The following is a 26400-nucleotide window of genomic DNA, read 5'->3' on the forward strand; positions in this document are numbered from 1 at the left end:
ACAAGCACCCCCGCGCCGTGTTTTTGGCTTCGTATCGGGGGCGGGGGAGGGGTGGGTGCCTGGGTTTGGTGGGTGCATCGGCTGCGGGGGAGGGGTGGGCGCCTGGCTCTAGTGGGGTGCAGTGGCTGCGGTGGGGGCGTGAAGGGCTCCTTGAGGGAATTAGATTCCTTCAAGGAGCCCTTCACGGCTTTTACGGAGTCGGGGAGCAGGCGGTGTGGCCTACGGTGACGGAGCCGGTTGCGCCTGAGGCGGGGGCGAAGTCGATGCGGAGCATGGTCAGGGTCATGCTTCCGTCGCCGGGCATGGTTTGGATGTTGAAGACCGCGTTCGCCAGTAGCGTTCCGTCCGATTTCGTCAGCGGCTTGGTGTAGTTCGCGGGGATCGGGGACGGCAGGCCGCTGATTCCGGTGAGGCCGCTGAGGGTCCAGTTCGCGTTGGTGCCGGCTTGGGTTGCCTTGCAGGTCACCGTGTACGACGAGATGCGGATTCGTTTTCCGCCTGCGCTCACCAGGGCCGAGAGTTCGAAGTTGTTTCCGGCGGCGGTCGACGTCGTGGTGGTGACGTCGTTCGCCGGGTCGGTGACCTCCGTGGTGCACGAGGACGTGCCGCCGCCGAAGGTGACGCCGAGGCGGGACACGGGTGTCGCGGAGGCGCTGGTCGGGCCCTCCACGGCGCAGGGGGCCTGCGTCGGGATGGAGATCGCGGACCCGGCCTTCGTGAACGTCGCGTTGCCGAGGTCGGCGACTCCGGCCGGGGTGTCCGCGGCGGCGGTCCCGGCAGCGGAGAGCAAACCGGTGGCGGCCAGTGCCGCGGTGGCCAGTGCGGCGCGCTTGATGATCATGTTCGTCTCCTCGCTGCGGTAGCTGCCTCCACAGGACTATCCGCAGGTCCGAATCGCCCGTTGCGTCCTCGGGCGGCGATCACCCGTCCGGGATCGCGGATCAACCCGTTCGTGGGCTGGCGGGGGCCGGGGGCAGCAGTGTCGCGTTCGTCACCGTTTCCGCAGGACAGCGGGTAAACGCGGGCCGCGGGGCAACCACTACCCTGAAGGGGGTAACCGACTGGCGAAGAGCGCCACGAGAGAGCGGAGCCGACGTGTCTGTGTCTTCACCACCTCCGGGGGCGGCCCGGGATGGCGCTGTCGAGGACCTGCGCGCGACCGTCGGACTGCAGATCCAGGACGAGCCGCTGTTGCGCGCCATCGCGGGCGGGCTGGCGGACGTCGAGACGATGCTGCGGGACGTCGTGAAGAGTGACGTGCCCGCGGTGCACGACGCGGCGTTGCACCTGGTCGAGGCGGGGGGCAAACGTTTTCGTCCGCTGTTCACGCTGCTGTCCGCGCAGTTCGGCCCCAAGCAGGGCGAGCAGGTGCTGATCGCGGCCGCGGCGGTCGAGCTGGTCCACCTGGCGACGCTGTACCACGACGACGTGATGGACGAGGCGACCATGCGGCGCGGCGCGGAGAGCGTCAACTCGCGCTGGGACAACACCGTCGCCATCCTCACCGGCGACTACCTCTTCGCGCACGCCTCCCGGCTCGTCGCCGACCTCGGCACGGACGCCGCGCGGATCATCGCCGAGACGTTCGGCGAGCTGGTCAGCGGCCAGATGCGGGAGACCGTGGGCCCGGGCCCCGGCGACGATCCGGTCGAGCACTACCTCACCGTCATCGCGCAGAAGACCGGGTCGCTGATCGCGACGTCCGGGCGCTTCGGCGGCATGATGTCCGGCGCGGCCGAGGAGCACATCCAGGCGCTGCGCCGCTTCGGCGAGATCATCGGCGCGGCCTTCCAGATCTCCGACGACGTCATCGACATCGCGTCGCCCTCGGTCGAGCTGGGCAAGGCGCAGGGCACTGACCTGCGGGAAGGCGTCCGTACGCTGCCCATGCTGTACGCGCTGGCCGATCCGGACACCGACCCGCGGCTCGTCGAGCTGCTCGCCGGCCCGATCACCGACGACGCGCTGGTGGCCGAGGCGCTCGAGCTGCTGCGCCGTTCCAGCGGCCTCGAACGCGCGCGCGAAACTCTTTCCGACTACGCTTCCCGAGCACGTGCCGAGCTCGCCTCGCTGCCCGCTTCCCCTGCGCGCGACGCTTGCGAGTCGGTCGCCGACTACCTGGTCGCGCGAACGTTCTAAAAGGGGCGGAAGATGTCCATTTTCGGGCAGGTGTGGCTCTGGAGCCTGCTGGCCTTCGTTGTCGGCGCGGTCCTCGCCTGGCTGGTGCTGGCGCGTCCGGCGCGCAAGCGGGTAAGTGAACTGGAAACGGAACTGGCGAGCGCGCACGCCGACACGGCCCGCGCCGCGGCCAGCACGCCCGCGCGCACCGCGGTGCTGCCGCCCGCGGAGGACTGGACCAGAGACCGCCGCGAGCACGCGCCGACCGAAGTCATCCAGGCGACGAGCGCGTTCGAGCCGGAGGCCGAGTACGACGCGGAGTACCGCACGGCTCCGGAACCGGCGGCCGCAGCGGACTCTTCGAAGCCGTCGGACGACGACGTCGACGAAGCGTTCGCGCAGGCCGAGGCCCGCGAACACCAAGCAGCGAACGGTCTTTTCGACAGCGCGCCCGCCGAGAGCGCCCCGGAGGAATCCGGCTCGGCCTACCGCACCGCGGCCACCGAGTACCTGCAGCCGGCCGACACCGGTTCGCACCGCATCGCCGAGCCGGCCGAGGACCACGACAGCGGCTACCACCGCGTCGCCGAACCAGCGGACGAGCACGACAGCGGGTACCACCGCCGTCCGGAGCCGGCCGACGTTCCCGAGGCGGACCGCGCCGAACCGGTCCGCCCCGCCGAGGAGGAGCCGGGACGGCACGTGGCCGAGCCCGCCGACGGCCTGTCCTCTTTGGAGCGACGGCTCGACCCGGCTCCGCTCGACAGCGCCGCTTCGAAGTCCGAGCCGGTCTCGCTGTTCCGTCCAGGCCCCGGCCGCGCGACCGAACCCGAGCCGGATTGGTTCAGTCAGCCGGGCACCGCGCAGCGGTCGCCGTTCGAGGAACCCGCCGAGCCGGCCGAATCGTCCGTCGGGCACCTCGAAGAGGAGTCGACGACCGATCACCTGATCCCGAGCCCCGAGCCCGCCGCCGCTCCGTCCACAGAGGACGTCCCGGAAAGCAGCCAGGGCCTGCCGAAGCGGCAGCGTCGCGAAGCCCCGCGCGGCGGGTTCGACCCGCCGCGGCCGATCCAGCCGTCGATGCGCCCGGTCGAGCGCCGCGAACCGGACCTCGCCGGGGGCCACAGCGGTTCGCTGTTCGAGCCGTCCGTGCAGCCGAATCAGGCCGCGATGGCCGCTCCGGAACCGCCGCCGGCGCGGCAGACCGCGGACGACGCGGTACCGCCGGGGCCGTTCGGTCCGGGGTCGGCGATGCCGCGGCCGGGTGGCGGCCGACCGGCGGAGGGCTTCTCGGTCAAGGCGAGCGTGACGGCGTTGCGGTATTGCACGGAGGATTCGCCGCAGTTCCCGAAGATGGTGGCTGAGGTGTGGTTCCGCAGCGCCGCCGACGCTGAGCGGGTCGGCTTCCGGCCCCTGCACTGAGTCCACTTACGACAAAGGCCGCCATCCCCGGGTTCGGGGGTGGCGGCCTTTGTCGTAAGTGGACTAAACGACGGTCCAGGTGTCCTTGCCGCGCAACAGTCCCTGCAGGTCCGGTTTCCGCGCCTCACGCGCTTGCTCGACCTGAGCGCGCGCCGCGTCGTCGTAGGTGGGGCGTTCGACTTGGCGGAGGATGCCGGTGGGGACGTGGTTGAGGTTCTGGTCGCCGAGGCGGGACAGCGCGAAGGCGTACGACGTGTCGGCGATGGTGGGGTCGTGGACGACGAGGTTGTCTTCGCCGATTTCGGCGACCTTGCCGACGTCGAGGCCGCCCCAGTCGCCGCGGCGGACGCCGTATTCGCCTTCGGGGCCGAAGCGGATCGGTTCGCCGGCGCGGAGCGGGATGAGCCGGGAGGCGGCTTCGTCTTTGTCTTTGAGGACGTCGAAGGCGCCGTCGTTGAAGATGGGGCAGTTCTGGTAGATCTCGACCAGTGCGGAGCCGCGGTGTTTCGCGGCGGCTTCGAGGACTTCGGTGAGGCCTTTGCGGTCGGAGTCGAGCGCGCGGCCGACGAACGAGGCTTCCGCGCCGATGGCCAGCGACAGCGGGTTGAACGGGGTGTCCAGCGAGCCCATCGGGGTGGATTTGGTGACCATGCCCTGGTCGGAGGTGGGCGAGTACTGGCCCTTGGTGAGCCCGTAGATCCGGTTGTTGAACAGCAGGATTTTGATGTTCACGTTGCGCCGCAAGGCGTGGATCAGGTGGTTGCCGCCGATGGACAGGGCGTCGCCGTCGCCGGTGACGACCCATACCGACAGGTCCGGGCGGGTGGTGGCGAGCCCGGTCGCGATCGACGGCGCGCGGCCGTGGATCGAGTGCATGCCGTAGGTGTTGAGGTAGTACGGGAACCGCGAGGAGCAGCCGATGCCGGAGATGAAGACGATGTTCTCGCGTTTGAGCCCGAGGGTCGGCAGGAAGGACTGCACGGCGTTGAGCACGACGTAGTCGCCGCAGCCGGGGCACCAGCGGACTTCCTGGTCGGACTTGTAGTCCTTGGCCTTCTGCGGTTCGTCGGTGGTCGGCACCAGGTCGATGCCGCCGAGCTGCGGCAGCCCGAGATCGATGGCGGTCACTTGACGCCCTCCGGAACGAGGTTGGCGATGATGTCGGCGAACACGTTCTGCAGTTCCTCGGCCTTGAACGGCAGGCCGGCGACCTTGGTGTGGGAGTGCACGTCGACCAGGTACTTCGCCCGCAGCAGCAGCGCGAGCTGGCCCAGGTTCATCTCGGGGACCACGACCCGGTCGTAGCGGGCCAGCACGTCGCCGAGGTTGCGCGGCAGCGGGTTGAGGTGGCGCAGGTGCGCTTGCGCGATCGGCATGCCGAGCTTGCGGACGCGGCGGCAGGCCGCGCCGATCGGGCCGTAGGACGAGCCCCAGCCCAGCGCGAGCACGCGGGCTTCGCAGGAGGGGTCGTCGACCTGCAGGTCCGGCACGTCGATGCCGTCGATCTTGGCCTGGCGCAGCCGCACCATCTTGTCGTGGTTGTCCGGGTCGTAGGAGATGTGGCCGGTGCCGTCGGCCTTCTCCAGCCCGCCGATGCGGTGCTGCAGTCCGGGAGTGCCGGGGATGGCCCACGCCCGGGCGAGGGTCTCCGGGTCGCGCACATACGGCCAGAACTCGCCGGATCCGTTGCCGGAGTTGGGTTCGGACGCGAATTCCACGCGCAGGTCCGGCAGGTCCTCGACGTTCGGGATCAGCCACGGTTCGGAGCCGTTGGCGATCGCGCCGTCGGACAGCAGCAGCACCGGCGTGCGGTACTTGAGCGCGATCCGGGTGGCCTCGATCGCGGCGTCGAAGCAGTCGGCGGGCGAGAGCGGCGCGACGATCGGGACCGGCGATTCGCCGTTGCGGCCGAACATCGCCTGCAGCAGGTCGGCCTGTTCGGTCTTGGTCGGCAGGCCGGTGGACGGGCCGCCGCGCTGCACGTCGACGATCACCAGCGGCAGTTCGGTCATCACGCCGAGGCCGATGGTCTCGGACTTGAGCGCGACGCCCGGGCCGGAGGTGGAGGTGATGCCCAGCGCCCCGCCGTAGGAGGCGCCGAGCGCGGCGCCGATGCCGGCGATCTCGTCCTCGGCCTGGAAGGTGACGATGCCGAAGTTCTTGTGCTTGGACAGTTCGTGCAGCACGTCCGAGGCCGGGGTGATCGGGTAGGTGCCGAGCAGGATCTGCAGCCCGGACTGCTGTCCGGCGGCGATGATCCCGTACGCCAGCGCGGTGTTGCCGGTGATCTGCCGGTAGGTGCCCTTGTCCAGCTTCGCGGGCGCGACCTCGAAGGTGGTCGCGAACGATTCGGTGGTCTCGCCGTAGTTCCAGCCCGCCCGGAAGGCCAGGATGTTGGCCTCGGCGATGTCGGGCTTCTTCGCGAACTTCTCGCGCAGGAACCGCTCGGTGCCCTCGGTCGGCCGGTGGTACATCCACGACAGCAGGCCGAGCGCGAACATGTTCTTGCAGCGTTCGGCGTCCTTCTTGCCGAGGCCGGTGTCGGCCAGCGCGCCCTGGGTCAGGCTCGACATGGCGACCCGGTGCACCTGGAACGCCGACAGCGAATCGTCGTCGAGCGGGTCGGTCTCGTAGCCGACCTTCACCAGGTTCCGCTTGGTGAACTCGTCGGTGTTGAGGATGATCGTCCCGCCCTGGGGGACGTCGCGCAGGTTCGCCTTGAGCGCGGCGGGGTTCATCGCGACGAGCACGTCCGGCCGGTCGCCCGGGGTGAGGATGTCGTAGTCGGCGAAATGCACCTGGAAGGACGAGACGCCGGGGATCGTGCCCTGGGGCGCCCGGATCTCGGCGGGGAAGTTGGGCATCGTCGACAGGTCGTTCCCGAACGCCGCGGCCTCCGAGGTGAACCGGTCGCCGGTCAGCTGCATCCCGTCGCCCGAGTCGCCGGCAAACCGGATGACCACCCGGTCCAGCTTGTTCACCTCGGTGGAGCGGGAAGCGGTCAGCGCGCCTTGCCCGTTGCCGGCCGCGCTGCCGTTCGCACTGGTGCTCATGGGTCAGGGAATCCCTCTCTCCCGGCGTGCTGCGGGCCAGGGTCGGCTCCCCGGGGAGCCCGCCGAGGCCTGCTTCCGAGGTTACTCGCCGCGCCCCTGGCCGCGGCCCGAGTGCGGTCAAGTGTGGGGTACGCAGACCGAATGCCCGCCGGGGTGCCCTCGATCGTAGGGCGAATCCGGCCGCGGTCCGGAGTGACGCGCGTCTCTTGCCGCCCGCGCGGCACTGACCAGCAGTTTGCTCCAGGTTGAGGGTTCCCGGAATGTGGGAATTTGTGCGCGGTCCGGTTCAGCGGCCGCTGATGCGCGCCTTCATCGCCGCCAGCCGCTCGGCGAATGCCGGTGCGGCCAGCGATTCCAGCTGCGGGGTGAGTTCGGCGTCGACCGCCGCGGCGTGTTCGGTCAGCGCGCTCGTCTGCCGCATGGTCCGCTTGGTGGACAGCACGACCTCGCGCGGAGCGGCGACCGTCGGGGCGGCGAGGTCGCGCGCGGCCTGGACCAGTGCGTCGTGGCCGCCGTCCACCAAACGCAGGGCGAACCCCGCCTGTACTGCGGCTTCCGCGGTAAGGGTTTCGCCGAACAGCGCCATCGCGGAGGCCTGCTGCGGACCGAGGATCCGTTGCGACATCCAGGTCATGCCGCCGCCGGGGTGCAGGCCGAGTTCGAGGAACCGCGGGATGAACTTGGCGTGCGGTCCCACGAGCCGGACGTCGGCGGCCAGCGCAAGGTTCAGACCAGCGCCGACGGCGGCCCCGCCGACCGCGGCGATCGTCGGCAGGCGGCAGCCCGCGACCGCTAGGAAGCCCGCGTACACCGAACGCAGTCCTTCGGCGTCGGCCTTCCCGAGTGCGGTGAGGTCCGCGCCCGCGCAGAAGGCCGGCGGGGCGCCAGTAACGATCACGGCGTGCACGCTCTCGTCGGCTTCGGCGCGCGCGACCGCCGCGGCCAGCTCGGCGGAGAGGTCGAGGGTGAGCGCGTTGCGGCTTTTCGGGGCGTCGACGGTGAGCAGCGCGACGCCTTGGTCGTGCTCGCTGTGGATGCGGTCGGTCATGGCCCGAGCATCTCAGGCCCGGGTACGCCGCCGCTGGTTAGCACCGTCACTTACGAGGGCGTCGGCGGGCGTTCCAACAGCCGGGAGAGCACGACCGTGGACACCGTGCGGTCGATGATTTCCAGCCCGCGCAGCCGTTCCAGCGCGGTCTCCAGGTGGTGGATGTCGGAGGCGCGCAGGTGCACGATCGCGTCCGCCGCGCCGGACACCGTGTACGCGGCGACGACCTCGGTCAGCGGTTCGAGCCGGGCGCGGATCCGGCCGGGCGTGACGTTGCCCTGGCAGTGGACCTCGACGAAGGCTTCGGTGCCCCAGCCGAGCGCCTCCGGGTCGACGACCGCGGTGAAGCCGCGCAGCACGCCTGTTTCCAGCAGCCGGTCCACGCGTCGTTTCACCGCCGGGGCGGACAGCCCGACCACCTTGCCGATCTCCGCGTAGCTGGAACGGGCGTTGGCCACCAGGCAGGAAACGATTCGCTGGTCGATGGTGTTCACACGCAATGTTTAGCACGCAGGTGCGCAGTGAACAGCGATTGATTGCGAGATTAGGTCGACCTTAGCCTGGTTGCATGCAGGGAGAGGTTGTGCCGCCGCGGGTGCCGACGCCCCGCCGTTACCTGATGTGCCCGCCCCGTTATTTCGCCGTCGACTACGCGATCAACCCCTGGATGGACCCCTCGAAGCCGGTCAGCGCGGACGTCGCCGTCGCGCAGTGGACCGAGCTGCGCGACACCTACCGCCGCCTCGGCCACACCGTCGAGGAAATCGACCCGCAACCCGGCCTGCCGGACATGGTGTTCGCGGCCAACTCGGGCACCGTCGTGGACGGGCGCGTGCTCGGCTCCCGGTTCCGCGCCCCGCAGCGCGCCGCCGAGGCGGAGCACTTCCGCCGCTGGTTCCTCGAACACGGCTACCGCGACCTGACCATGCCGGAGAAGATCAACGAGGCCGAGGGCGATTTCGCCTGGACCGGACGGCTGCTGCTGGCCGGCACCGGCTTCCGCACCGACCCGGCCGCGCACGCCGAGGCGCAGGAGGTGCTCGGGGTCCCGGTCGTGTCGCTGCGGCTGATCGACCCGCGCTACTACCACCTCGACACCGCGCTGTTCGTGCTGGCCGAGGCGACCGACACGACGGCCGCGCAGATCGTCTACTACCCGGACGCGTTCTCGCCGGGATCGCAGCGCGTGCTGCGCCGGATGTTCCCCGACGCCGTCCTCGCCACCGCGGCCGATGCGGAGTGCTTCGGGCTGAACGGGGTGTCCGACGGCCGCAATGTCGTGCTGCCGGTCGAAGCGACGGACCTGGGCGCACGGCTGGCCGAGCGCGGGTATGAGCCGGTGTACGTGGACATCTCGGAGCTGCGGAAGGCCGGCGGCGGGCCGAAGTGCTGCACGCTGGAGATCCGCAAGTAGGTCAGTGCGGGTACTCCGTCGGGTCGATCGCGCTTTGTTCCGGGAACAGCCCGGAGGGGAGCGCGGCCGGATCGATCTTGCGCACGGTGAGCTCGAGGTTGGTATGCGGGTACCCGTTGTCCTTCATTGAGGCGGCTACGCTGAACTTCGAGAATGAGCAGTCGCGGGTGAAGCGGCCGGTCGCGGCGTCCCAGTCGAAGCCGCCGGTGCTGTAGACGGTGTAGTCGCCGTCCGCCAGTGTCACGGCCTGGTCGGTGCCGGAGACGTTCTTGACGAAGATGGCGTTCTTGCCGCCGCCCGCTCCGGTGATGACCGTTTCGTTCGCCAGGCTGCGGTTCGGTTCCGGCTGGGGGTCCGGGAACAGCGGGCCGAGGCGGTAGGGGTGAGCGGGGTCGGCGGTGGCCAGTTTCGCGAGGCTGTCGCGCAGCCCGGCGACGGCTTGGTTGCGGCTCAGCACCGACGTAGCGGAAAGGCCGCCGCACAGCTTGTTGTCGAACGTCGGGTTGATGACCTCGGGGAGAGCGCTGGCGTCGACCGCGTTGAGATCGGTGATCAAGTCTCGGTTGGCCGCGCGAACGGCGTCCGGGGGTGTGGCGGCGTCGAGCTGGCGGACTGCCTGAGTGATCGCATCGTCGAGAGCCGTGCCCGCGTCCTTGAGCGCGGCGGCGGTGGTCGTCTGCCCGAGCCGCTGGGCGGCCGCGGTGATCGACGCGCCGAGGTCGGTGAGGAGCTTCTGGTAGCCCGCCGGGTCGAGCGGAGCCGGGTTGGCGGTGCTGCTCGGCGGGCTGACGCTGGCCAGGGAGCTGGTCGTGGCCGCGGGGCTGCTGGCCGGTGCGCTGCTGGCGGCGGTCTCGTCGTCCGAGCGGTTCGTCAGGGACAGCACCGCGCCGGTGCCGAAGACGACGGCGACGATGATCGCGGCGACCAAGCGCGGGCGAGTTTTCAGAAGGTCGAGCACCCGTCGATTTTCCGGGCTGTGCGGCGGATCCGGGTCGGTATTTCCGCCTACCTCAGCACCCGGCCGAGGAAGCCGCGCAGGTAGCCCGCGACCACGTCGAGGTGGCTTTCGAGCAGGAAGTGGCCTCCGTCGATCAGGTGCACCTCGGCGTCTTTGGCGTCGCGGGCGAAGGCTTCCGCTCCGGCCGGGCCGAAGATCTCGTCATTGCGGCCCCACACGGCGAGCACCGGGACGTCATGGGTGCGCAGGAATTCGTGCAGCCGCGGGTAAAGCGGCCGGTTGTGCTGGTAGTCGCGGAACAGCGCCAGCTGGATTTCGTCGTTGCCCGGGCGGGAGACCCGGGCGTAATCGTGCTCCCAGGTATCCGGGCTGACCAGGCTCGGGTCGGGGACGCCGTGCAGGTACTGCCAGCGGATGGCGGCGTAGCTCAGCGCGGTGCGGACGGCCGGTTCGGTGTCCGGGCCGGGGTTCGCGCCGTAGGCCCAGAGCCCGGCCCAGAACGAGTCGACGAAGCCTTCCTCGTACCCGTTGCCGTTCTGCGTGACGATCGCGGAAATCCGGTCCGGGTGCTTGAGCGCGAGCCGCCAGGCGATCGGGGCGCCGTAGTCCTGGACGTAAACCGCGTAGCGGTCCAGGCGGAGCTGGTCGAGCAGGCCGGAGGTGAGGTCGGCGAGGGCGGCGAAGGTGTAGTCGAACTCGTCCGCGCCGGGGGCGGCGGAGTGGCCGAAGCCGAGGTGGTCGGGCGCGATGACGCGGTAGCGATCGGCCAGCAGCGGGATGAGTTCCGGAACATGAAGGAGCTGGTCGGATACCCGTGCAGCAGGACGATCGCGGGCGCGCCGGCGGGGCCGGCCTCGCGGTAGAAGAGCTGCTGGCCGTCGACGGTGGCCGTCCGGTGCCGGATCATGACTAACCCCTTTGCAGTTTCAATCTGGTTAGGTGCTCGCCGGCGAACCACGGTCGAGCTAACCTGTCAAAGGGTTTGATCTGGTTAGGAGCTTCGATGGATGTGCTCGCCCTGCTCAACAGCAGGCCGCTGGTGAATGGCGCGGAGCAGGACGCGCTCGGCCGGCAATGGGCGGTTGAGCACGGCGGGGACGGCAGTGGCGCGGAGCTGGAGCTGCTGCGGCAGGCGCGGGATCTCCTGCGCGACGTCGTGCGGGGCGACGCCTCGCCGGTGGCCCTGCGGCCGCTGCTCGAGGGCGTGCGGCAGGTGCCGGAGGTTTCCGCGGACGGTCTTCGCTGGTCGGTCGAGACGCCGCCGCATGCTCGGCTGGCCGTCGAAGCGGTGCTGGATTGGGCGGCGATCGAAAAGGATCTTCCCGGGCGGTTGCGGGCTTGTGCCAACGACGAATGCCAGCTGTTCCTGCTCGATCGCAGCCGGGCGAACCGCGCGCGATGGTGCTCGATGGCCGCCTGCGGCAACCGGGAGAAGGTGCGGCGGCACTATCAACGGAATCATTGAATCTTCACCCAAAGGTGTGAAGATGGTGGGCTGTCTACAAGTGTGGACGTCCTCCGATTTTCCTGCGCGAGTGTTTTCGCTGCGCAGGAAGTGCGCTGTTGACCATGGGATCGGCACCGGTAACTACTCCGTTTGCGAATCCGATTAATCGGGTACGGTAGTTCGGACGGGAGGCGCGATGATCACCTTTGCGGTGCACGGCATTGGAAAGCCCCAGCGGGCTCTCGATCCGGGTGAGGACGAGCGGTGGATCACCGTGGAGCAGTTCGACGCGCTCCTGGACGTCGTCTCCGTGACCGGTGCGCAGCTCACCTTCGACGACGGCAACTCCTCGGACGTCGAGATCGCGTTGCCGCGGCTGGTCGAGCGCGGGCTTTATGCCGAGTTCTTCCCGTTGGCCGGCCGGGTCGGCGAGCGCGGCTACGTGGACCGCGCCGGGCTGCGGCAGCTGGTGGACGCCGGCATGCACGTCGGGTCGCACGGCTGGGACCGGCTGGACTGGCGGCGGCTCGACGGGTCCTTCGCGGTGCGCCGCGAGCTGGACGAAGCGCCGCGGCTGCTGGAGCAACTGAGCGGGACGCCGGTGCGGCGGTTTTCGCTGCCGGAGGGCCGGTTCGACCGGCGAGTGCTGACACATCTGCGCGAGGCCGGGGCGACCCGGGTGTACGCGAATGTCGGCGGGGTGCGCGGTGCGGCGCTGGTGCGTCCCCGGACGGAGATCCGGTCGGACCTGAACCCGCGCTGGGCCGAGGCGATGAGCCGCCCGCGTCGATTCCCCGCCCGCTGGGCTTCCCGCCCCGGACGTTGATTCCTTCGGGGGTTCCGTTCACCGGACTGTGCGGTCCGACGGGAAAAACCCCCTCTTTCGGCGGGTTGTGACCGCATCCGTTCGGCGGCATCCTGAGCGCGCGCCGCCGTAAGGAAAGTTTCCTAATAAACAGGGAGCGTCGATGCGGAAACTCGTCCTGCTCGCGATTCTGGCGATCGCCGCCGCCGTCCTGCCCACCGCGCTCGCCTCCGCGGCGACCACCACCGCCGAAGCGGTCCAGGCGGGCCCGACCGCGGATCAGATCCTCGCCAAGGTGGCCTCCTGCAAGCAGATCTCCAACGGCAAATACAAAACCGACGAAGACGCCGGCAGCGCGACCGTCCCGGTGTGCGACGCGGGCAAGGCGGTCTTCTGGAAAGCCGACATGGACATCGACTGCGACGGCCAGCGCACGACGCAGTGCAACGAGAACACCGACTGCTGCTTCTACCCCGACACCGCGTTCCCGCAATCCGACGGCAAGCCGCTCAACGCCGCCAAACTCCCGTACATCGTCGTCCCGAGTTCGAGCAGCATCTGGAACTACGAAAAGTCCGGCCTCCGCGGCGGCGGATCCTGCGCGGTGATCTACAACGGCAAGGTCGAGTACGCGGTCATCGGAGACACCGGCCCGAACAAGATCATCGGCGAAGCGTCCTACGCGACGGCGAAGGACCTGGGCATCAACCCAGACCCGAAGAACGGCGGGGTCGACTCCGGCGTGACGTACGTGTGCTTCAAGAACTCGGCGGTGAACCCGATCGAGGACCACGCCGCGGCGACGAGCACCGGGCAGAAGCTGGCGTCGGCATTCGTGGGCGGAAACTGAATTTTCCGAAGCCTCGGAAGGCATTCACTGCCTTTTCCGGACAACCGTGGGCAAATTCCCCTGCCGATGCGGCCGGATGGGGTAACCAGCGGTCCGATGGCGGTCCAGGGCGGGAATCCGTGCGGTGACGCGGATTCCCGCCTTGTTATGCGGAACCGGTAACGAAGCCCGTCCGCGCTCCGACCAATGAGCAGCGAGCGGTCGGGCGGAGGTTCCGTGGTGAAGATCAGCGTCTTCGGGCTGGGGTACGTCGGGTGTGTGTCCGCGGCTTGCCTCGCGGGAGAAGGACACGAGGTCGTCGGAGTGGACGTCAATCCGGCGAAGGTGGCTCTCGTGACCGCCGGCAAGGCTCCGGTGGTCGAAGAACGGATCGGGGAACTGACCGCGGAGGTGGTCGCTTCCGGTGCCCTGCGCGCCACGACCGAGGTGGCCGAGGCGATCCTCTCGACGGACGTTTCCCTGGTGTGCGTAGGCACGCCGTCCGCGCCCAACGGGAGTCTTTCCACCGAATATCTGCAGCGCGTCGCCGAGGAGATCGGCGAGGCGTTAAAAGAACGAAAAGCTCTGGGAAACAACGAGGTTCGGCACACCGTGGTGTTCCGGAGCACGATGCTGCCGGGCACCTGTCTCGGACTGCTCGTGCCGATCCTGGAAAAACACAGCGGCGGTACCGCGGGGGTCGACTTCGGCGTCGCGGTGAACCCGGAATTCCTCCGCGAGGGCACCAGCGTCCGAGACTTCTTCCAGCCGCCGAAAACGGTGATCGGCGAGTTCGACGCGGCCAGCGGGGACGTCGTGGCGAAGCTGTACGACCGCCTTCCCGGTGACGTGTTCCGCGTGCCGATCCCGGTCGCGGAGATGACGAAGTACGCGGACAACGCTTTCCACGGCGTGAAGATCGGTTTCGCGAACGAACTCGGCGCGATCTGCCGTGCGCTCGGGCTCGATTCGCATCAGGTGATGGACGTCTTCCTGGCCGACCGCAAGCTCAACATCAGCCCGGCGTACCTGCGGCCCGGGTTCGCCTTCGGCGGTTCGTGCCTGCCGAAGGATCTGCGCGGGCTGGTCTACGCCGCGCGGCAGGCGGACGTCTCGGTGCCGTTGCTGGCTCACGTGCTGCCGTCGAACACCGAACATCTCCACCGGGCGTTCGAACTGGTCGCGCGGACCGGGAAACGCAAGGTCGGGCTGTTCGGGCTTTCGTTCAAACCGGGCACCGACGACCTGCGCGAGAGCCCGCTGGTCGAACTCGCGGAACGCTTGCTGGGCAAGGGATACGAGCTCAAGATCTACGACGCCAACGTCAGCCTGTCGCGGCTGATGGGGGCCAACCGCGAGTACATCGAAAGCCGGCTGCCGCATCTCGGGCAGCTGCTCGCCGGGTCGGTGCGGGAGGTGCTCGACCACGCCGAAGTGTGCTTGATCGGCACCTCGGACCCGGAGGTGCTGGCCGCTCTGCCGCACGGCAGCGGGCCGGTGCTGGTCGATCTGGTCCGCGTCCCGGACGCCGCCGCGCGCCGGGCGGAAGAGGGGTACGTCGGCCTTGCCTGGTGAGGGCTTTTCCGAAAGCGAAATCCTGCGGAACCGGGTCGCGCTGATTCTCGTGGAGAATCTGTCCGTGCCGTTCGACCGGCGCGTGTGGCAGGAATGCCAGACGCTGCGCGACGCCGGGATGACGGTGCACGTGATCTGCCCCCAAGGCACGAAACGGGACACCGAGGCCGAGGTCGTTCTCGACGGCGTGCACCTCCACCGGTACCCCCTGCGAGCGGCGACCGGCGGACCGGCCGGGTACGCGCGCGAATACGGATCCGCGCTGTGGCACACGTTCCGGCTCGCGCGCAAGATCGGCCCGGTCGACGTCGTGCACGCCTGCAACCCGCCGGATCTGCTGTTCCTGGTCGCCCGGATGTTGCGAAGACGGGGTGCGAAGTTCATTTTCGATCAACACGACCTGGTGCCGGAACTGTATCTGTCTCGGTTCGACCGCGGGCAGGATTTCCTTTACCGCGGGGTTTGTGCGTTGGAACGCGCCACCTACCGCGCGGCCGATGTCGTGATCGCGACCAACGAGAGCTACCGCCAGGTCGCGCGGATCCGCGGCGGCAAGCGGCCGGACGACGTGTTCGTGGTCCGCAGCGCGCCTGTCGTGGAGCGGTTCCACGAGGTGCCGGTGGAGCCGGAACTCAAGCGGGGCAAACCGAATCTGCTGTGCTACCTCGGCGTGATGGGTCCGCAGGACGGCGTGGATTACGCCCTGCGCGCGCTTGCTTCCCTGCGCGACGAGGTGGGCCGTGACGACTGGCACGCGGTGTTCGTCGGGGCCGGTGACACGTTCGACGAGATGGTCGCGTTGTCGCATCGGCTCGGTTTGTCCGGGCAGGTGGAATTCACCGGCCGGGTGTCCGACGAGGATCTGCTGCGGTATTTGTCCGCGGCCGACGTGTGCCTTTCGCCGGATCCGCTCAACCCGCTCAACGACGTGTCGACGATGAACAAGGTCATGGAGTACATGGCCATGGGCAAACCGATGGTGTCGTTCGAGCTGCGCGAAGCGCGGGTTTCGGCGGGCGAGGCGGCGCTTTACGCGCCGGCCAACGACGTCGCGGAGTTCGCGAAGCTCGTCGCGGTGCTCCTGGACGACCCGGAGCAGCGGGAACGGATGGGCAAGCTCGGCCGGGAACGCGTGCGCGGACCGCTCGCCTGGGGCAATTCGCAGGCGGCGTTGATCAAGGCGTACGAGCGTGCGCTGGGTTGAGGCGGGTCGCGGTTCGAACAAGGTTCGGCCGGATGGTGTAACCAACCGGTGCGGTGTCGCGACGGGGTCAATGACCCGTGCGTCGGCCCGTGAGGGGAGACCCTGTTTTGAGTGACGAAACAATACGCCTCTCCGTCGTGGGAAAGGTGGTGCGCCGGCGCTGGCGAGCGTTGCTGTTGCTCGCCGTGGTCGGCGCGGGTGTCGGGGCCGGGGCTTCCACCGTGCTTTCCCCGGGCTACGAGGCGCAGGCCAGCGTGCTGCTGCAGGGGCCGCGGCAGCCGGACGAACTGCTGACCGAGGCGCAGGTGGCGACGAGTTCGGTCGTGCTCGACCGGGCGTCCGCGGCGCTGGGACTCGGAATTCGCGGGACGGATTTGCAGAAATCGGTCGCCGCGTCGGTCGCGCAGGGCAATGTCGTGACGATTACCGCGAAAGGCTCCAGTCCGGAGCGCTCGCAGCAACTGGCCGACCAGGTTGCGGGCGAGTTCGTGAAGTATTCGACGCAATTGCTCGGAAATTCCGCCGATCAGGCCGCGCAGCTCGCGCAACAGCAGAAGGAAGCGCTGCGGCAGCAGATCACCCAGACCAACCAGCGGATCCTCGACCTGTCGAAGGCCGTGGAGAACGGAGACTCCGTCGAGGGCGTCCAGGCCCGCACGACGTTGCAGGGCTTGCGGACGGCCCTGGAACAGGCGGTCAACAACCTCAACGCGGCCGACGCGGCGACCGGCGCGGGCAACATGGTCGTGCTCGGCCCGTCCGAACGGCCGTCCTCGCCGTCCGCACCGACCTTCCTGCAGTTGACGGCCGGCGGCGCGGCGCTGTTCTTCGTGCTCGGAATCCTGGCCTACCTCTTCGGCGCGCGGACTGACCGCAGGCCGCGCAGCGAGGGCGAAATCGGTGCCGCACTGGGTGCGCCGGTGCTCGCGAGCATCGACGTCCCGGCGGCCTCGGACGCGCCGGCGAAGTGGTGGCGGAAGGCGGTCGGGAACGACCGGCCGTGGAATCTGCCCGAGGTGCCGGCCTCCGCGGGCGACGCGGCGCGCGAGGTCCGGTACCGCCGTGTGCTGGCGCGGCTGGGCGCGGATCGCGACGGAGTGCTGCGACTGCTCATTCTCGTCCCGCGCGGGGACGCCTCGGCGCGGAAGGTCGCGGAACAGTTCGCGGAGACCGCGCGTGGCGACCGTCTCCGTGACGAGGTGGCCGTGGCGGAAATCGAGGTGGTGCCCGGGGCGCAACCGATCGTGCCGGACGGAACGGCGGGGGTGCTCGTGGTGGTGTCGCTCGGCTCGCGCAACGCGTGGGAGTTGGTTTCGATTTCGGAGGCGTGCTCGGACGCCGGGCACGACATTCTCGGTGCCGTGCTGGCCCGCGAAGTCCGTCTGGCTGGCGGACCGAAGCAGAAACCGGTCGCGAAGCAGCGCACCGGCGAGCTGGCGGGTGCGCGGTGAGCGCCGAACAGGTCCAGCCGCTGGTCGATCTCCAGCAGCTGGTGGTCGCGCTGCGGCGCAAGCGCCGGTTCTGGCTGACGACCGCGCTGGCCGGGCTGATTCTCGGCTGCGCGGTGGCGGTCCTGCTGCCCGCCCCGCCCACCGCGGTCACGAAGATCATGGTGATCCACCCGGACGATTCGCCGACCGACAGCGGCACGCTGATGCGGACCGACGTCGCCGTGCTTTCGACGGCGAACATGGCGGCGGCCGCGCTGAAACGGATCAACAGCACCGAATCGCCGTCGGATTTCCTGAAGGACTACGCCGGGCTCGGCCTTACCAACAACGTCATGCAGGTGACGGTCAAGGCGAAGACCAAGGACGACGCGGTCGCGAAGGCGAAGGCGCTCGCGGAAGCGTTCATCGCCGACCACACGCAGCGCACGCAAGCCGCCGCGATCGGTCGCTCGAAGGCATTGCTGCAGCAGCGGGATCAGGCGCAGGCGCAGCTCGCGGACATCGACAACCAGGCGGCGACCGAGGTCGCGAAGGGACGCAACTCCAACGCGGGTGCGCTGGAGCAGCTGTACACCCAGCGCGCGAACCTGGTGTCGAAGATCGCCGATCTGCAGAACCAGGCGCAGCAGGCCGGGATCGGGTCGCCGGAGGTCATCGCCGGGACCCAGATCGTGGACAGCCCGGCGATCCAGCCGGTGTCGAAGCTGAAGACCTATGGCACGCCCGCCGGCGTCGGCCTGGCGCTGGGTCTCGCACTCGGGCTCGCGTTCGCCGCGGTGACCGCGTTGGTCCGGGACCGGCCGGTTTTGCGCCGCGAAATTTCGCAGCACCTCGGTGCCTCGGTCATCGCGCAGATCGGTGTGAAGCCGATCGGGCCGGCGAAGTTGCGGCGGCGTTCGAAGGCGGTGACCGACACCCGCCGGGTCGCGCTCACGCTCGCGCGCGCGGCTCGAGAAGACCGCGCTTCGCTGTCGCTGCTGGAGATCGGCGCGGCTGCGCCCACGGCGGAGCTGGCGGTGGAACTCGGCCGGTCGCTGGCCGAGGACGGTCCGGTGGTGCTCGTGGACGACCTGCCGGGCAAGAACGTGTCGAAGCTGCCGGTGGACGGGAACGTCCAAGTCGTCGAGGCGGGCGACCCGGCGGTGGCGCGCGCGGTGCGCCGGGTCGGGGTCGGCACGGCCGGCCCGGGCACGGCGTGGACCGACCTGTCGTCGCTGGGCGCCGAGACCGTGCTGGTGGTGCGCGCCGGGTTCGCGAACACTCAGTGGCTGCACACCGTCGCGCGGCAACTCGCCGACTGCGGCGTGCCGATCCTCGGCGTGGTGCTGGTCGATCCGGATCCGAAGGACCGCACTGACGGCACGCTCTGGGACGGACTGCACACGGCGTTGCGCGGGCGGGCGGCGGTAGTCGCGAAGAAACAGGACGAGGCAGTCGAGCGGGAACTGCGCGACGAAACCAAGCCGATCGAGTGGCCCGGCAAGCGCGACACCGAGCGCCGGCTCCGTCCGCTCGACCGGGGACGTCCGCCGGCGGATCCGGACGCGCCGACGAGGCGGCTCAAGCCCGTCCAGGAAAGCTAGGGGGAACCAAGCGCATGTGCGGCATCGCGGGCGCGTACAGCTGGCCGGACGGCGGCCCGCTCACCGACCGGCTGACCCAGTGCCTCGCGCACCGAGGCCCGGACGGCGACGGCCGCTACGACCACCGGAGTGTCCACTTAGGACATCGGCGGCTGTCCATCGTGGACCTGTCGGAAACGGGCGCGCAGCCGATGACGGCCGAGGGCCTTGCCCTGACCTACAACGGCGAGCTGTACAACGCGCCGGAGCTGCGAGCCGAACTCGAAGCCGCCGGGATCCGGTTCCGCGGCACCTCCGACACCGAGGTGCTGCTGCGGGCCTGGCGGGAGTGGGGGACGGACTGCCTGCCGCGACTGCGCGGGATGTTCGCCTTCGCGGTGTACGACGAACGCACCGGCGAGCTGGTGCTCGTGCGGGACCAGTTGGGCATCAAGCCGCTGTTCTTCGTGCGCCGCGGAGGCGGGGTCGTGTTCGCGTCGGAGCTGAAAGCGCTGGCTCGCGAACTCGGAGACACCCTGAACGTGGACCAGGCGGCGATGATCGCGTCCCTGCTGTACTACTGGGTCCCGGACAGCCGATGCGCTTACCGCGAGGCGGAGAAACTGCCGCCGGGTACCTGGCTGCGGTTCCGGCCGGACGGCAGTACGGACACCGGGACTTACTGGTCGCTCCGCGAGGTAGCCGAGGAAGGCGCGGCGTATCGCGGCGAAGTCGACCTGCACGCGGTGGTCGAGGATTCCACCCGCAAGCATTTGCTGTCCGACGTCCCGGTGGCGACGTTCCTTTCCGGGGGACTCGACTCCAGCTACCTCACCGCGCTGGCCGCCCGCGAGCAGCCGGGGATTTCGGCTTACACGATCGGTTTCCGTCCCGAGGACGCGAAATTCGAGGCGATGCCGGACGACCTGCGGTACGCACGGATCGTCGCCCGGCAGTTCGGCGTGGACCTGCACGAGATCGAGATCGCGCCGGACGTGCAGGAGCTGCTGCCGCGGATGACGCACCACCTGGACGAACCGATCGGCGACCCGGCGGCGATCAACTCGTATTTGATCTGCTCAGCGGCCCGCGAGGCCGGGGTCAAGGTGCTGCTGTCCGGGATGGGCGCGGACGAGCTCTTCGCCGGGTACCGCAAGCATGTGGCGAACCTGCTGGCGTTGCGGTACCGGCGGGTGCCCGGGGTGGCCCGCCGGGCGATCGGGGCGGCGGTCGACCGGCTGCCGGTCGCGTCCGCCACCCGCGGTTACCGGTCGGTGCGGTTCGCGAAGCGGTTTCTGTCCTTCGCGGACCTTCCGGAGGAAACGGCGTTCCGGCGCAGCTACACCATGTACGACCGGGCCGAGCTGCTCGACCTGGTCTCGCCGGACCTCCAGTCCGAAGTGGACGACGTGCTCGCCGAGCATGCCGACCTCTACTACGACACGAAACTGACCGACCGGGTCAACCGGATGTGCCTCGCCGACGCGCGGATGTTCCTGCCCGGCTTGAATCTCGCCTACACCGATCGGTCCACCATGGCCGCTTCCACCGAGGTGCGGACGCCCTTTGTGGACGTCGAAGTGGTCCGGGCGGCGTTCCGGGTGCCGGGCCGGGAGAAGATCGCCGGCCGCCAAGGCAAGGTGGCGTTGAAGAAGGCGGCCACGGCGATCCTGCCGGACGAAATCGTGTACCGGCCGAAGGGTCTGTTCAGCGCTCCGCTGCGGGCGTGGATGAGCCGGGACCTCGCGCCGCTGGTGCGGGAGGTCATCGAGGACGGTGTCCTGGTCGAGTCGGGCTTCCTGCGCCGCGACGCCCTGCGCAAGCTGGTGGCCGAGGACGCCGCCGGGCGCGAAGACCGCGCGAAACATCTTTGGCACGTGCTGACCCTCGAGTACTGGTACCGCGGGGCCCTCCGCGGCGAGCGGCTAGGAGTCCAGTGAAACAGGTAGTGCAGAACTACAAGAGCGGCGAGCTGGCCCTGCTCGACGTCCCGGTGCCGGCGTGCAAACCAGGCGGCGTGCTGGTGCACAGCCAGTACTCGCTGATCTCGACCGGCACCGAGATGATGAAGGTGTCCGAGGCGGGGATGTCGCTGCTGGGCAAGGCCCGGTCGCGTCCGGACCAGGTCGCGAAGGTCATGCAGAGCGTCGCGACGAACGGGCTCGCGGCGACGTATCGCAAGGTGTCCGGGAAGCTCGATTCCTACACGCCGCTGGGTTATTCGCTGTGCGGCGTGGTCGAGCAGGTCGGCGAGGGCATCGACGACGTGGTGGTCGGCGACCTCGTGGCGTGCGCCGGGAACGAGCACGCGCTGCACAGTGAGCTGAACTGGGTACCGAAGAACCTGTACGCGAAGGTGCCGGCCGGGCTTTCGCCGCGGCAGGCGGCGTTCGCGACGGTCGGCGCGATCGCGATGCAGGGCGTCCGGCGCGGGGAACCGCAGCTCGGCGACCTCACGCTGGTCATCGGGCTCGGCCTGATCGGGCAGCTGGTGGTGCAGTTGCTGGTCGCGAGCGGGGTGCGCGTGGTCGGCGTGGACCCCGATGCGCAGCGCTGCGAACTCGCGCGGGAACTGGGCGCGCTGGTGTGCGGGCACCCGGCGTCCGGCGAGGTCGACCAGGCGGTGGCCGAGCTGTCCGGTGGACACGGTGTGGACCAGGTGTATCTCGCGGCGGGCGGGGCGTCGAACGATCCGGTGGAGCTGGCCGCGCGGCTCGCGCGCGACCGCGGCCGGGTGGTGGACATCGGCAAGATCTCGCTGAACCTGCCGTGGAACGCCTACTACGAAAAGGAACTCGACGTCCGGTTCTCCCGCTCCTACGGACCGGGCCGTTACGACCCGGCGTACGAACTGGAGGGCCGCGACTACCCGATCGGCTACGTGCGCTGGACGGAACGGCGCAACCTGGAGTGCTTCCTCGACCTGGCCGCGCGGGGGAAGCTCGACGTGACACCGCTGATCAGCCACACCGCGGACTTCGCGAACGCGGTCGAGACCTACCGGGCGCTCAACGAGGGTTCGTTGAAAGCGGTGGCGGTGCTCTTCCGCTACCCGGACGCGCCGCCCGCGGAGGACGAGAGCGTCGTGTCCGCGGTTCCGGCGGCTCCGGTCGTCGACAAACGGGCGGAGCCGTTGCGTGACCTGCGGATCGGGTTCATCGGCGCGGGCAATTACGCGTCGTCGATGATCCTGCCGCACCTGGCCGGGGACGAGCGGGTGCTGCTCACCGACGTCGTCACGACGTCGGCGCTGTCCGGGGCGAACGCAAAACGCAAGTTCGGCTTCGGCACGGCGAGCACCGATGTCGATGCGTTGCTGGAGGACGACCAGGTCAGCACGGTCTTCGTGGTGACCCGGCACAGCTCGCACGCGGAGCTGACGCGGCGCGCGCTCTTGGCGGGCAAGGCGGTCTTCGTGGAGAAGCCGCTCGCGTTGTCGGAGAAGGAACTGCGCAGTGTTGTGGACGCGGTGGCGGAATCGGGCAACAACCGGCTGCAGGTCGGGTTCAACCGCCGGTTCGCGCCGCTGCTGGTCGAGGCGAAGAACCAGTTCGGCCCGCGGGTCGGCCCGGCTTCGGTGCGGTACCTGGTCAACGCGGGGCGGCTGGACGCGAACAGCTGGTACAACCAGGCCGATTCCGAGGGCAGCCGGTTCGTCGGCGAGGGCGGGCACTTCATCGACACGATCAGCTGGTTCCTCGGCAGCGACCCGGTGTCGGTCTACGCCACCGGCACTCCCGGCAACCACGATCTGCAGGTGCTGCTGCGCTACGCCGATGGTTCGACGGCGACGATCAGCTACCTCACCAGCGGTAGCACCTCCTTCCCCAAGGAAACGCTCGAGGTGCTCGCCGACGGCAAGGTGCTGAAATTCGACGATTTCGTCCGTGCCTCGGTGTATGGACGCAAGCGCTGGACCAGTTCGCGGCTGCCGAAGGCCCGGGACAAGGGCCAACAGGCAGAACTCGACGCGTTCATCACCGCGTTGAAGACCGGCGTCGCGATGCCGATCAGCCTCGATTCGCTCGTGTCCACGACGCTGGCGACGCTGGCCGTGCACCGCAGCCTCGAAACCGGCGCGCCGGTGCGGCTGGAGCAGTGATGGACCCGTCCTGGTACCTGCGCCGGCTGTCCGCGATGGGGCCGGCGGAGATCGTCGGCCGGGTCGGCGACGTGGTGCGCAAGCGGCGGTGGCGCGGGGAACCTCAACGGCAGCCGACCTGGTCGGCGACCCGGCGGTTCCCGTCCTGGCCCGCCGAGCCGGAGGTGCCCGCGGCCGGGCGGGCCCGCCTGCTCGCGGCGGCGGACCGGCTGATGGACGGGCACGCCGAGTACTTCGGCGTCGCGCGGGACGACCTCGTCGCACCGGATTGGATGTTCGACCCGAAGACCGGCCGCCGCGCGCCGGGGGACCGGTATTCGTTCGAGATCCCGTACCGGGACGAGAACGCGATCGGCGACATCAAGCAGATCTGGGAACCCTCGCGGCACCAGCATCTGACGGTGCTGGCCGCGGCGTACCGGGTGACCGGCGACGACCGGTACGCGCATCGCGTGGCCGACCACCTGAAGTCGTGGTGGTCGGCCAACCCGCCGATGCGCGGCGTGCACTGGCTGAGCGGGATCGAATTGGGGATCCGGCTGCTGTCGTGGGTGTGGGTGCGCCGGCTGCTGGACGGCTGGTCCGGCGCCCCCGGACTGTTCGAGGACAATCCCGACGCGCTGCGGCAGATCTGGCACCACCAGCGGTGGCTGGCGGCGTTCCCGAGCCGGGGGACGTCGGCGAACAACCACGTGCTGGCCGAGTCCGCCGGACAGCTCGCGGCGGCGTGCGCTTTTGACTGGTACCCGGAGTCCGCTCGCTGGCGGTCCGATGCGATCCGCTCGCTGGACTTTCACTTGCGCGCCAACACCTTCGCGTCCGGGCTGAACCGCGAACTGGCCACCGAGTACCACGGGCTGGTGCTGGAGCTGGGCCTTGCCGCCGCGCTGGAAGCCGGACCGTGGCTGCCTCGTTCGACCTGGCTGGAACTGCGCGCGATGTGCGACGCGCTCGCGGCAATGGTGGACTGTGCCGGGCGCCCGCCGCGGCAAGGCGACGCCGACGACGGCTACGGCCTGATCGTGGACGGGCCGGAGACGGACCGCTGGCATTCGCTGCTGGCCACCGGCGACGCGCTGTTCGGCCGGGCCGAGTGGTGGCCGAAGATGCCTGTCGACGACGTGCGCACCGCGTTGTTCGCCGTGCTGCGCTCCCGGGTGCCGCGACTCGACAACGCCCGTCAGCGCCCGGTTTTCTCGGACGCCGGCATGACCATCCTGCGCAGCGAATACGGGCCGGAGATCTGGTGCCGATGCGACAGCGGTCCGCACGGTTTCCTCGCCATCGCCGCGCACGCGCACGCCGACGCGTTGTCTATTGAGGTGAGGCACGACGGCGTCGACCTGCTCGCCGACCCCGGAACCTACTGCTACCACGGCGAACCCGAGTGGCGCGCGTACTTCCGCTCCACGCTCGGCCACAACACGCTGCAGGTCGGCGGAGTCGACCAATCGAGTTCCGGCGGCCCGTTCCTGTGGACTCGGCATGCCAACTCGCGCACCCTCGCCTCGACGCCCACCCGGTGGCAGGCCGAACACGACGGGTACGCCCCGGCGTTGCACCGCCGCACCGTCGAGCTGTCCGGCCGGACGCTGACCGTGGTCGACGAGGTGACCGGCGGGGGCGCGGCCACACTCGCCTTCCATCTCGGCCCGCTGCTGGCGGTCGACCTGGAGGGCAACACCGCCCAGCTCAGCTGGCCCGGCCGCACCGCGACGCTGGATCTTCCTCCGCAGCTCGCCTGGACCGCGCATCGGGGCGAGACGAATCCGCCGCTGGGCTGGTACTCGCCCGGCTTCGGCCGCCGGGAACCCGCCACCACGCTCATCGGCTCCGGTCCCGTCACCGGGCCGCTGACCACTGTGCTCCGCCTGCCCTGATGTCGAGAGGATCCACCGTGCGAAGGACGTTGCTGCTGCTGGGCGCTCTGCTCCCGCTCGCGCTGGCTTCGTGCAGTTCGTCCGGGGCCGCGCCCGCGCCGGCCGCCGGATCGACGTCGCCGCAGGGCCCGGTCGCCGCGGTCTGCGACCACGTGCCGCCCGGTCCGGCGACCGCGCCGGCCGGGGCCGTCCAGGTGAATCCGGCGGTGGTGGACGACCTGTCGGCGAAGACGAAGAGCTCCCCGCCGGGCACCACGTTCTGGCTCGCTCCGGGCACGCACCGGCTCAGCGAGGACGAGTACGCGCAGGTCCAGCCCAAAGACGGGGACGTCTATCTCGGGGCTCCCGGCGCGGTGTTCGACGGGCGGAAGAAGAACCGGTACGCCTTCGCCGGTCCGGGCAAGGACGTCCGGCTCGAATCGTTCACCGTGCAGGGCTTCACCGCGCCGCGCGACGAGGGCGTGGTCAACCACGATTCGGCTCCTGGCTGGGTGATCCAGCACCTGACCGTGCAGGACAACGACGGGGCCGGGGTGATGGCCGGGCCGAAGCAGCAGATCCTCGACAGCTGCCTGCGACGCAACGGCCAGTACGGCCTGAACGCCTACTCCGGCACCGCGGCGGTGACCGGGTTGGTGCTGCGCGGCACCGAGGTCACCGGCAACAACACCGCGAACTGGGAAGCCAAGGTCCCGGAATGCGGATGCACCGGCGGCATGAAGTTCTGGGCGGTGGACGGCGCGGACGTCATCGGCAACTGGGTGCACGACAACCGCGGCACCGGGCTGTGGGCCGACACGAACAACAACGATTTCCTGATCGAGGGCAACCTGATCGAGAACAACGACAGCGCCGCGATCATTTACGAGACCAGCTACAACGCGATCATCCGCAACAACACGTTCCGCCGCAACAACCTGCTCGACGGCCGCGCGCACGCCGACCGCGGCGACCCGTTCCCGTCCGCCACGGTGTACATTTCCGAATCCGGCGGCGAACCGCGGTTGAAGGCCCGGACGAACAATCTCGAAATATCCGGAAACCTCCTGCAGGACAACTGGAACGGCGTCATCCTGTGGGAAAATGCCGACCGGTTCTGCAACAGTCCGGCCAACACCTCCAGCGGCTCGTGCACGAAGCTCGTGCCGAACGTCTCGACCTGCTCCGCTCCGGCGATCTCGAAGAAACCGCTGTACGACGACTGCCGGTGGAAGACCCAGCGAGTCGTGGTGCAGCACAACCAGTTCACGATCAACTCGAAGGCGCTCGGCTGCGAGGAAGTGTGCGGCCGGATGGGCGTGCTGTCGAATTTCGGCAGTTACCCGGACTGGTCGCCGTACCAGGGCGCGGTGATCCAGCAGGCGATCACCTTCCAGCAGGGCAATTCCTGGCACGACAACGCTTATACCGGGCCGTGGACGTTCGTCGCCCGGGAAATGAGCAACATCATCGGGATCGGCGAATGGCAGAGCGCGCCGTATCACCAGGACGCGAATTCGAGCTACCGGCCGAACGGGGGTGGCTGACGTGGC

Annotated in this window: 20 protein-coding genes and 1 pseudogene; 14 read left to right on the plus strand and 7 right to left on the minus strand. The window is 69.4% G+C overall.

Annotated elements, in window-relative coordinates; all coding sequences use genetic code 11:
• Window positions 1-190 precede the first annotated feature (190 nt).
• On the minus strand, window positions 191-841 hold the full coding sequence (locus L942_RS14120; protein WP_037360051.1) for a hypothetical protein: 651 nt from the start codon (window positions 839-841) through the stop codon (window positions 191-193).
• A gap of 260 nt (window positions 842-1101) precedes the next feature.
• Here L942_RS14120 and L942_RS14125 point away from each other — a divergent pair, with 260 nt between their 5' ends.
• Both L942_RS14125 and L942_RS14130 read left to right on the plus strand, forming a co-directional pair.
• Entirely contained in the window at window positions 1102-2139 is a 1038-nt protein-coding gene (locus tag L942_RS14125; RefSeq protein ID WP_037360053.1) for a polyprenyl synthetase family protein, read from the plus strand.
• A 12-nt stretch (window positions 2140-2151) separates the two neighbouring features.
• On the plus strand, window positions 2152-3540 hold the full coding sequence (locus L942_RS14130) for a LapA family protein (protein ID WP_037360055.1): 1389 nt from the start codon (window positions 2152-2154) through the stop codon (window positions 3538-3540).
• A gap of 63 nt (window positions 3541-3603) precedes the next feature.
• On the opposite strand, the gene L942_RS14135 is transcribed toward L942_RS14130, so the two are convergent.
• From L942_RS14135 to L942_RS14150, 4 genes are all read right to left on the minus strand, one after another.
• Window positions 3604-4668: a 2-oxoacid:ferredoxin oxidoreductase subunit beta gene (locus L942_RS14135; protein WP_037360057.1), complete on the minus strand. Its 1065-nt coding sequence runs from the start codon at window positions 4666-4668 to the stop codon at window positions 3604-3606.
• Window positions 4665-6593, minus strand: coding sequence for a 2-oxoacid:acceptor oxidoreductase subunit alpha (locus tag L942_RS14140; RefSeq protein WP_037360058.1), 1929 nt, complete (start codon window positions 6591-6593; stop codon window positions 4665-4667). Before L942_RS14140 ends, L942_RS14135 begins: the two co-directional genes overlap by 4 nt.
• A 286-nt stretch (window positions 6594-6879) precedes the next feature.
• Window positions 6880-7641 (minus strand): enoyl-CoA hydratase, encoded by a 762-nt coding sequence (locus tag L942_RS14145; protein ID WP_037360060.1) that lies wholly within the window; start codon window positions 7639-7641, stop codon window positions 6880-6882.
• A 50-nt stretch (window positions 7642-7691) separates the two neighbouring features.
• Entirely contained in the window at window positions 7692-8135 is a 444-nt protein-coding gene (locus L942_RS14150) for an Lrp/AsnC family transcriptional regulator (RefSeq protein ID WP_037360062.1), read from the minus strand.
• Window positions 8136-8209: 74 nt separating this feature from the next.
• On the opposite strand from L942_RS14150, the gene ddaH reads away from it, so the two are divergent.
• Window positions 8210-9055: a dimethylargininase gene (gene ddaH, locus L942_RS14155; protein ID WP_106964897.1), complete on the plus strand. Its 846-nt coding sequence runs from the start codon at window positions 8210-8212 to the stop codon at window positions 9053-9055.
• Between the two features lies 1 nt (window position 9056).
• Here ddaH and L942_RS14160 read toward each other — a convergent pair whose 3' ends face one another.
• Complete coding sequence (locus tag L942_RS14160; protein WP_037360064.1) at window positions 9057-10013, minus strand: hypothetical protein; 957 nt, start codon at window positions 10011-10013, stop codon at window positions 9057-9059.
• Window positions 10014-10060: 47 nt separating this feature from the next.
• A pseudogene (locus tag L942_RS14165) lies at window positions 10061-10920 on the minus strand (alpha/beta fold hydrolase).
• A gap of 96 nt (window positions 10921-11016) precedes the next feature.
• On the opposite strand from L942_RS14165, the gene L942_RS14170 reads away from it, so the two are divergent.
• The 11 genes from L942_RS14170 (at window position 11017) to L942_RS14220 (ending at window position 26394) form a co-directional block, all read left to right on the plus strand.
• Window positions 11017-11478, plus strand: a complete 462-nt coding sequence (locus L942_RS14170; RefSeq protein WP_037360066.1) for a CGNR zinc finger domain-containing protein — start codon at window positions 11017-11019, stop codon at window positions 11476-11478.
• Between the two features lie 178 nt (window positions 11479-11656).
• Window positions 11657-12286, plus strand: a complete 630-nt coding sequence (locus tag L942_RS14175; RefSeq protein WP_037360068.1) for a polysaccharide deacetylase family protein — start codon at window positions 11657-11659, stop codon at window positions 12284-12286.
• A 142-nt stretch (window positions 12287-12428) separates the two neighbouring features.
• On the plus strand, window positions 12429-13115 hold the full coding sequence (locus L942_RS14180; protein WP_037360070.1) for a glycoside hydrolase family 75 protein: 687 nt from the start codon (window positions 12429-12431) through the stop codon (window positions 13113-13115).
• Window positions 13116-13334: 219 nt separating this feature from the next.
• Window positions 13335-14669, plus strand: coding sequence for a nucleotide sugar dehydrogenase (locus L942_RS14185; RefSeq protein ID WP_037360349.1), 1335 nt, complete (start codon window positions 13335-13337; stop codon window positions 14667-14669).
• Window positions 14670-14799: 130 nt separating this feature from the next.
• Window positions 14800-15873 carry a glycosyltransferase family 4 protein gene (locus L942_RS14190; protein ID WP_440201319.1) on the plus strand — a complete coding sequence of 358 codons (1074 nt, stop codon included), beginning with the start codon at window positions 14800-14802 and terminating at the stop codon, window positions 15871-15873.
• Window positions 15874-16010: 137 nt separating this feature from the next.
• A complete protein-coding gene (locus tag L942_RS14195) occupies window positions 16011-17324 on the plus strand; it encodes an exopolysaccharide biosynthesis protein (protein ID WP_200862812.1) in 1314 nt (437 codons plus the stop codon).
• Window positions 17321-18907, plus strand: a complete 1587-nt coding sequence (locus L942_RS14200) for a Wzz/FepE/Etk N-terminal domain-containing protein (RefSeq protein ID WP_037360074.1) — start codon at window positions 17321-17323, stop codon at window positions 18905-18907. The genes L942_RS14195 and L942_RS14200 overlap by 4 nt, the downstream gene beginning before the upstream one ends.
• 14 nt (window positions 18908-18921) lie before the next feature.
• Window positions 18922-20826, plus strand: coding sequence for an asparagine synthase (glutamine-hydrolyzing) (gene asnB, locus L942_RS14205; RefSeq protein WP_037360076.1), 1905 nt, complete (start codon window positions 18922-18924; stop codon window positions 20824-20826).
• The gene (locus L942_RS14210; RefSeq protein ID WP_037360079.1) at window positions 20823-22988 is read left to right on the plus strand and encodes a bi-domain-containing oxidoreductase; all 2166 of its coding nucleotides are present in this window, start codon (window positions 20823-20825) and stop codon (window positions 22986-22988) included. The genes asnB and L942_RS14210 overlap by 4 nt, the downstream gene beginning before the upstream one ends.
• Complete coding sequence (locus tag L942_RS14215) at window positions 22988-24868, plus strand: heparinase II/III family protein (RefSeq protein WP_037360081.1); 1881 nt, start codon at window positions 22988-22990, stop codon at window positions 24866-24868. The genes L942_RS14210 and L942_RS14215 overlap by 1 nt, the downstream gene beginning before the upstream one ends.
• Window positions 24865-26394: a right-handed parallel beta-helix repeat-containing protein gene (locus L942_RS14220; RefSeq protein ID WP_037360355.1), complete on the plus strand. Its 1530-nt coding sequence runs from the start codon at window positions 24865-24867 to the stop codon at window positions 26392-26394. Before L942_RS14215 ends, L942_RS14220 begins: the two co-directional genes overlap by 4 nt.
• Window positions 26395-26400: the final 6 nt, after the last annotated feature.

It is taken from the genome of Amycolatopsis orientalis DSM 43388, assembly GCF_000411975.1.
In the GTDB taxonomy this organism is placed as follows: Bacteria; Actinomycetota; Actinomycetes; order Mycobacteriales; family Pseudonocardiaceae; genus Amycolatopsis; species Amycolatopsis orientalis_D.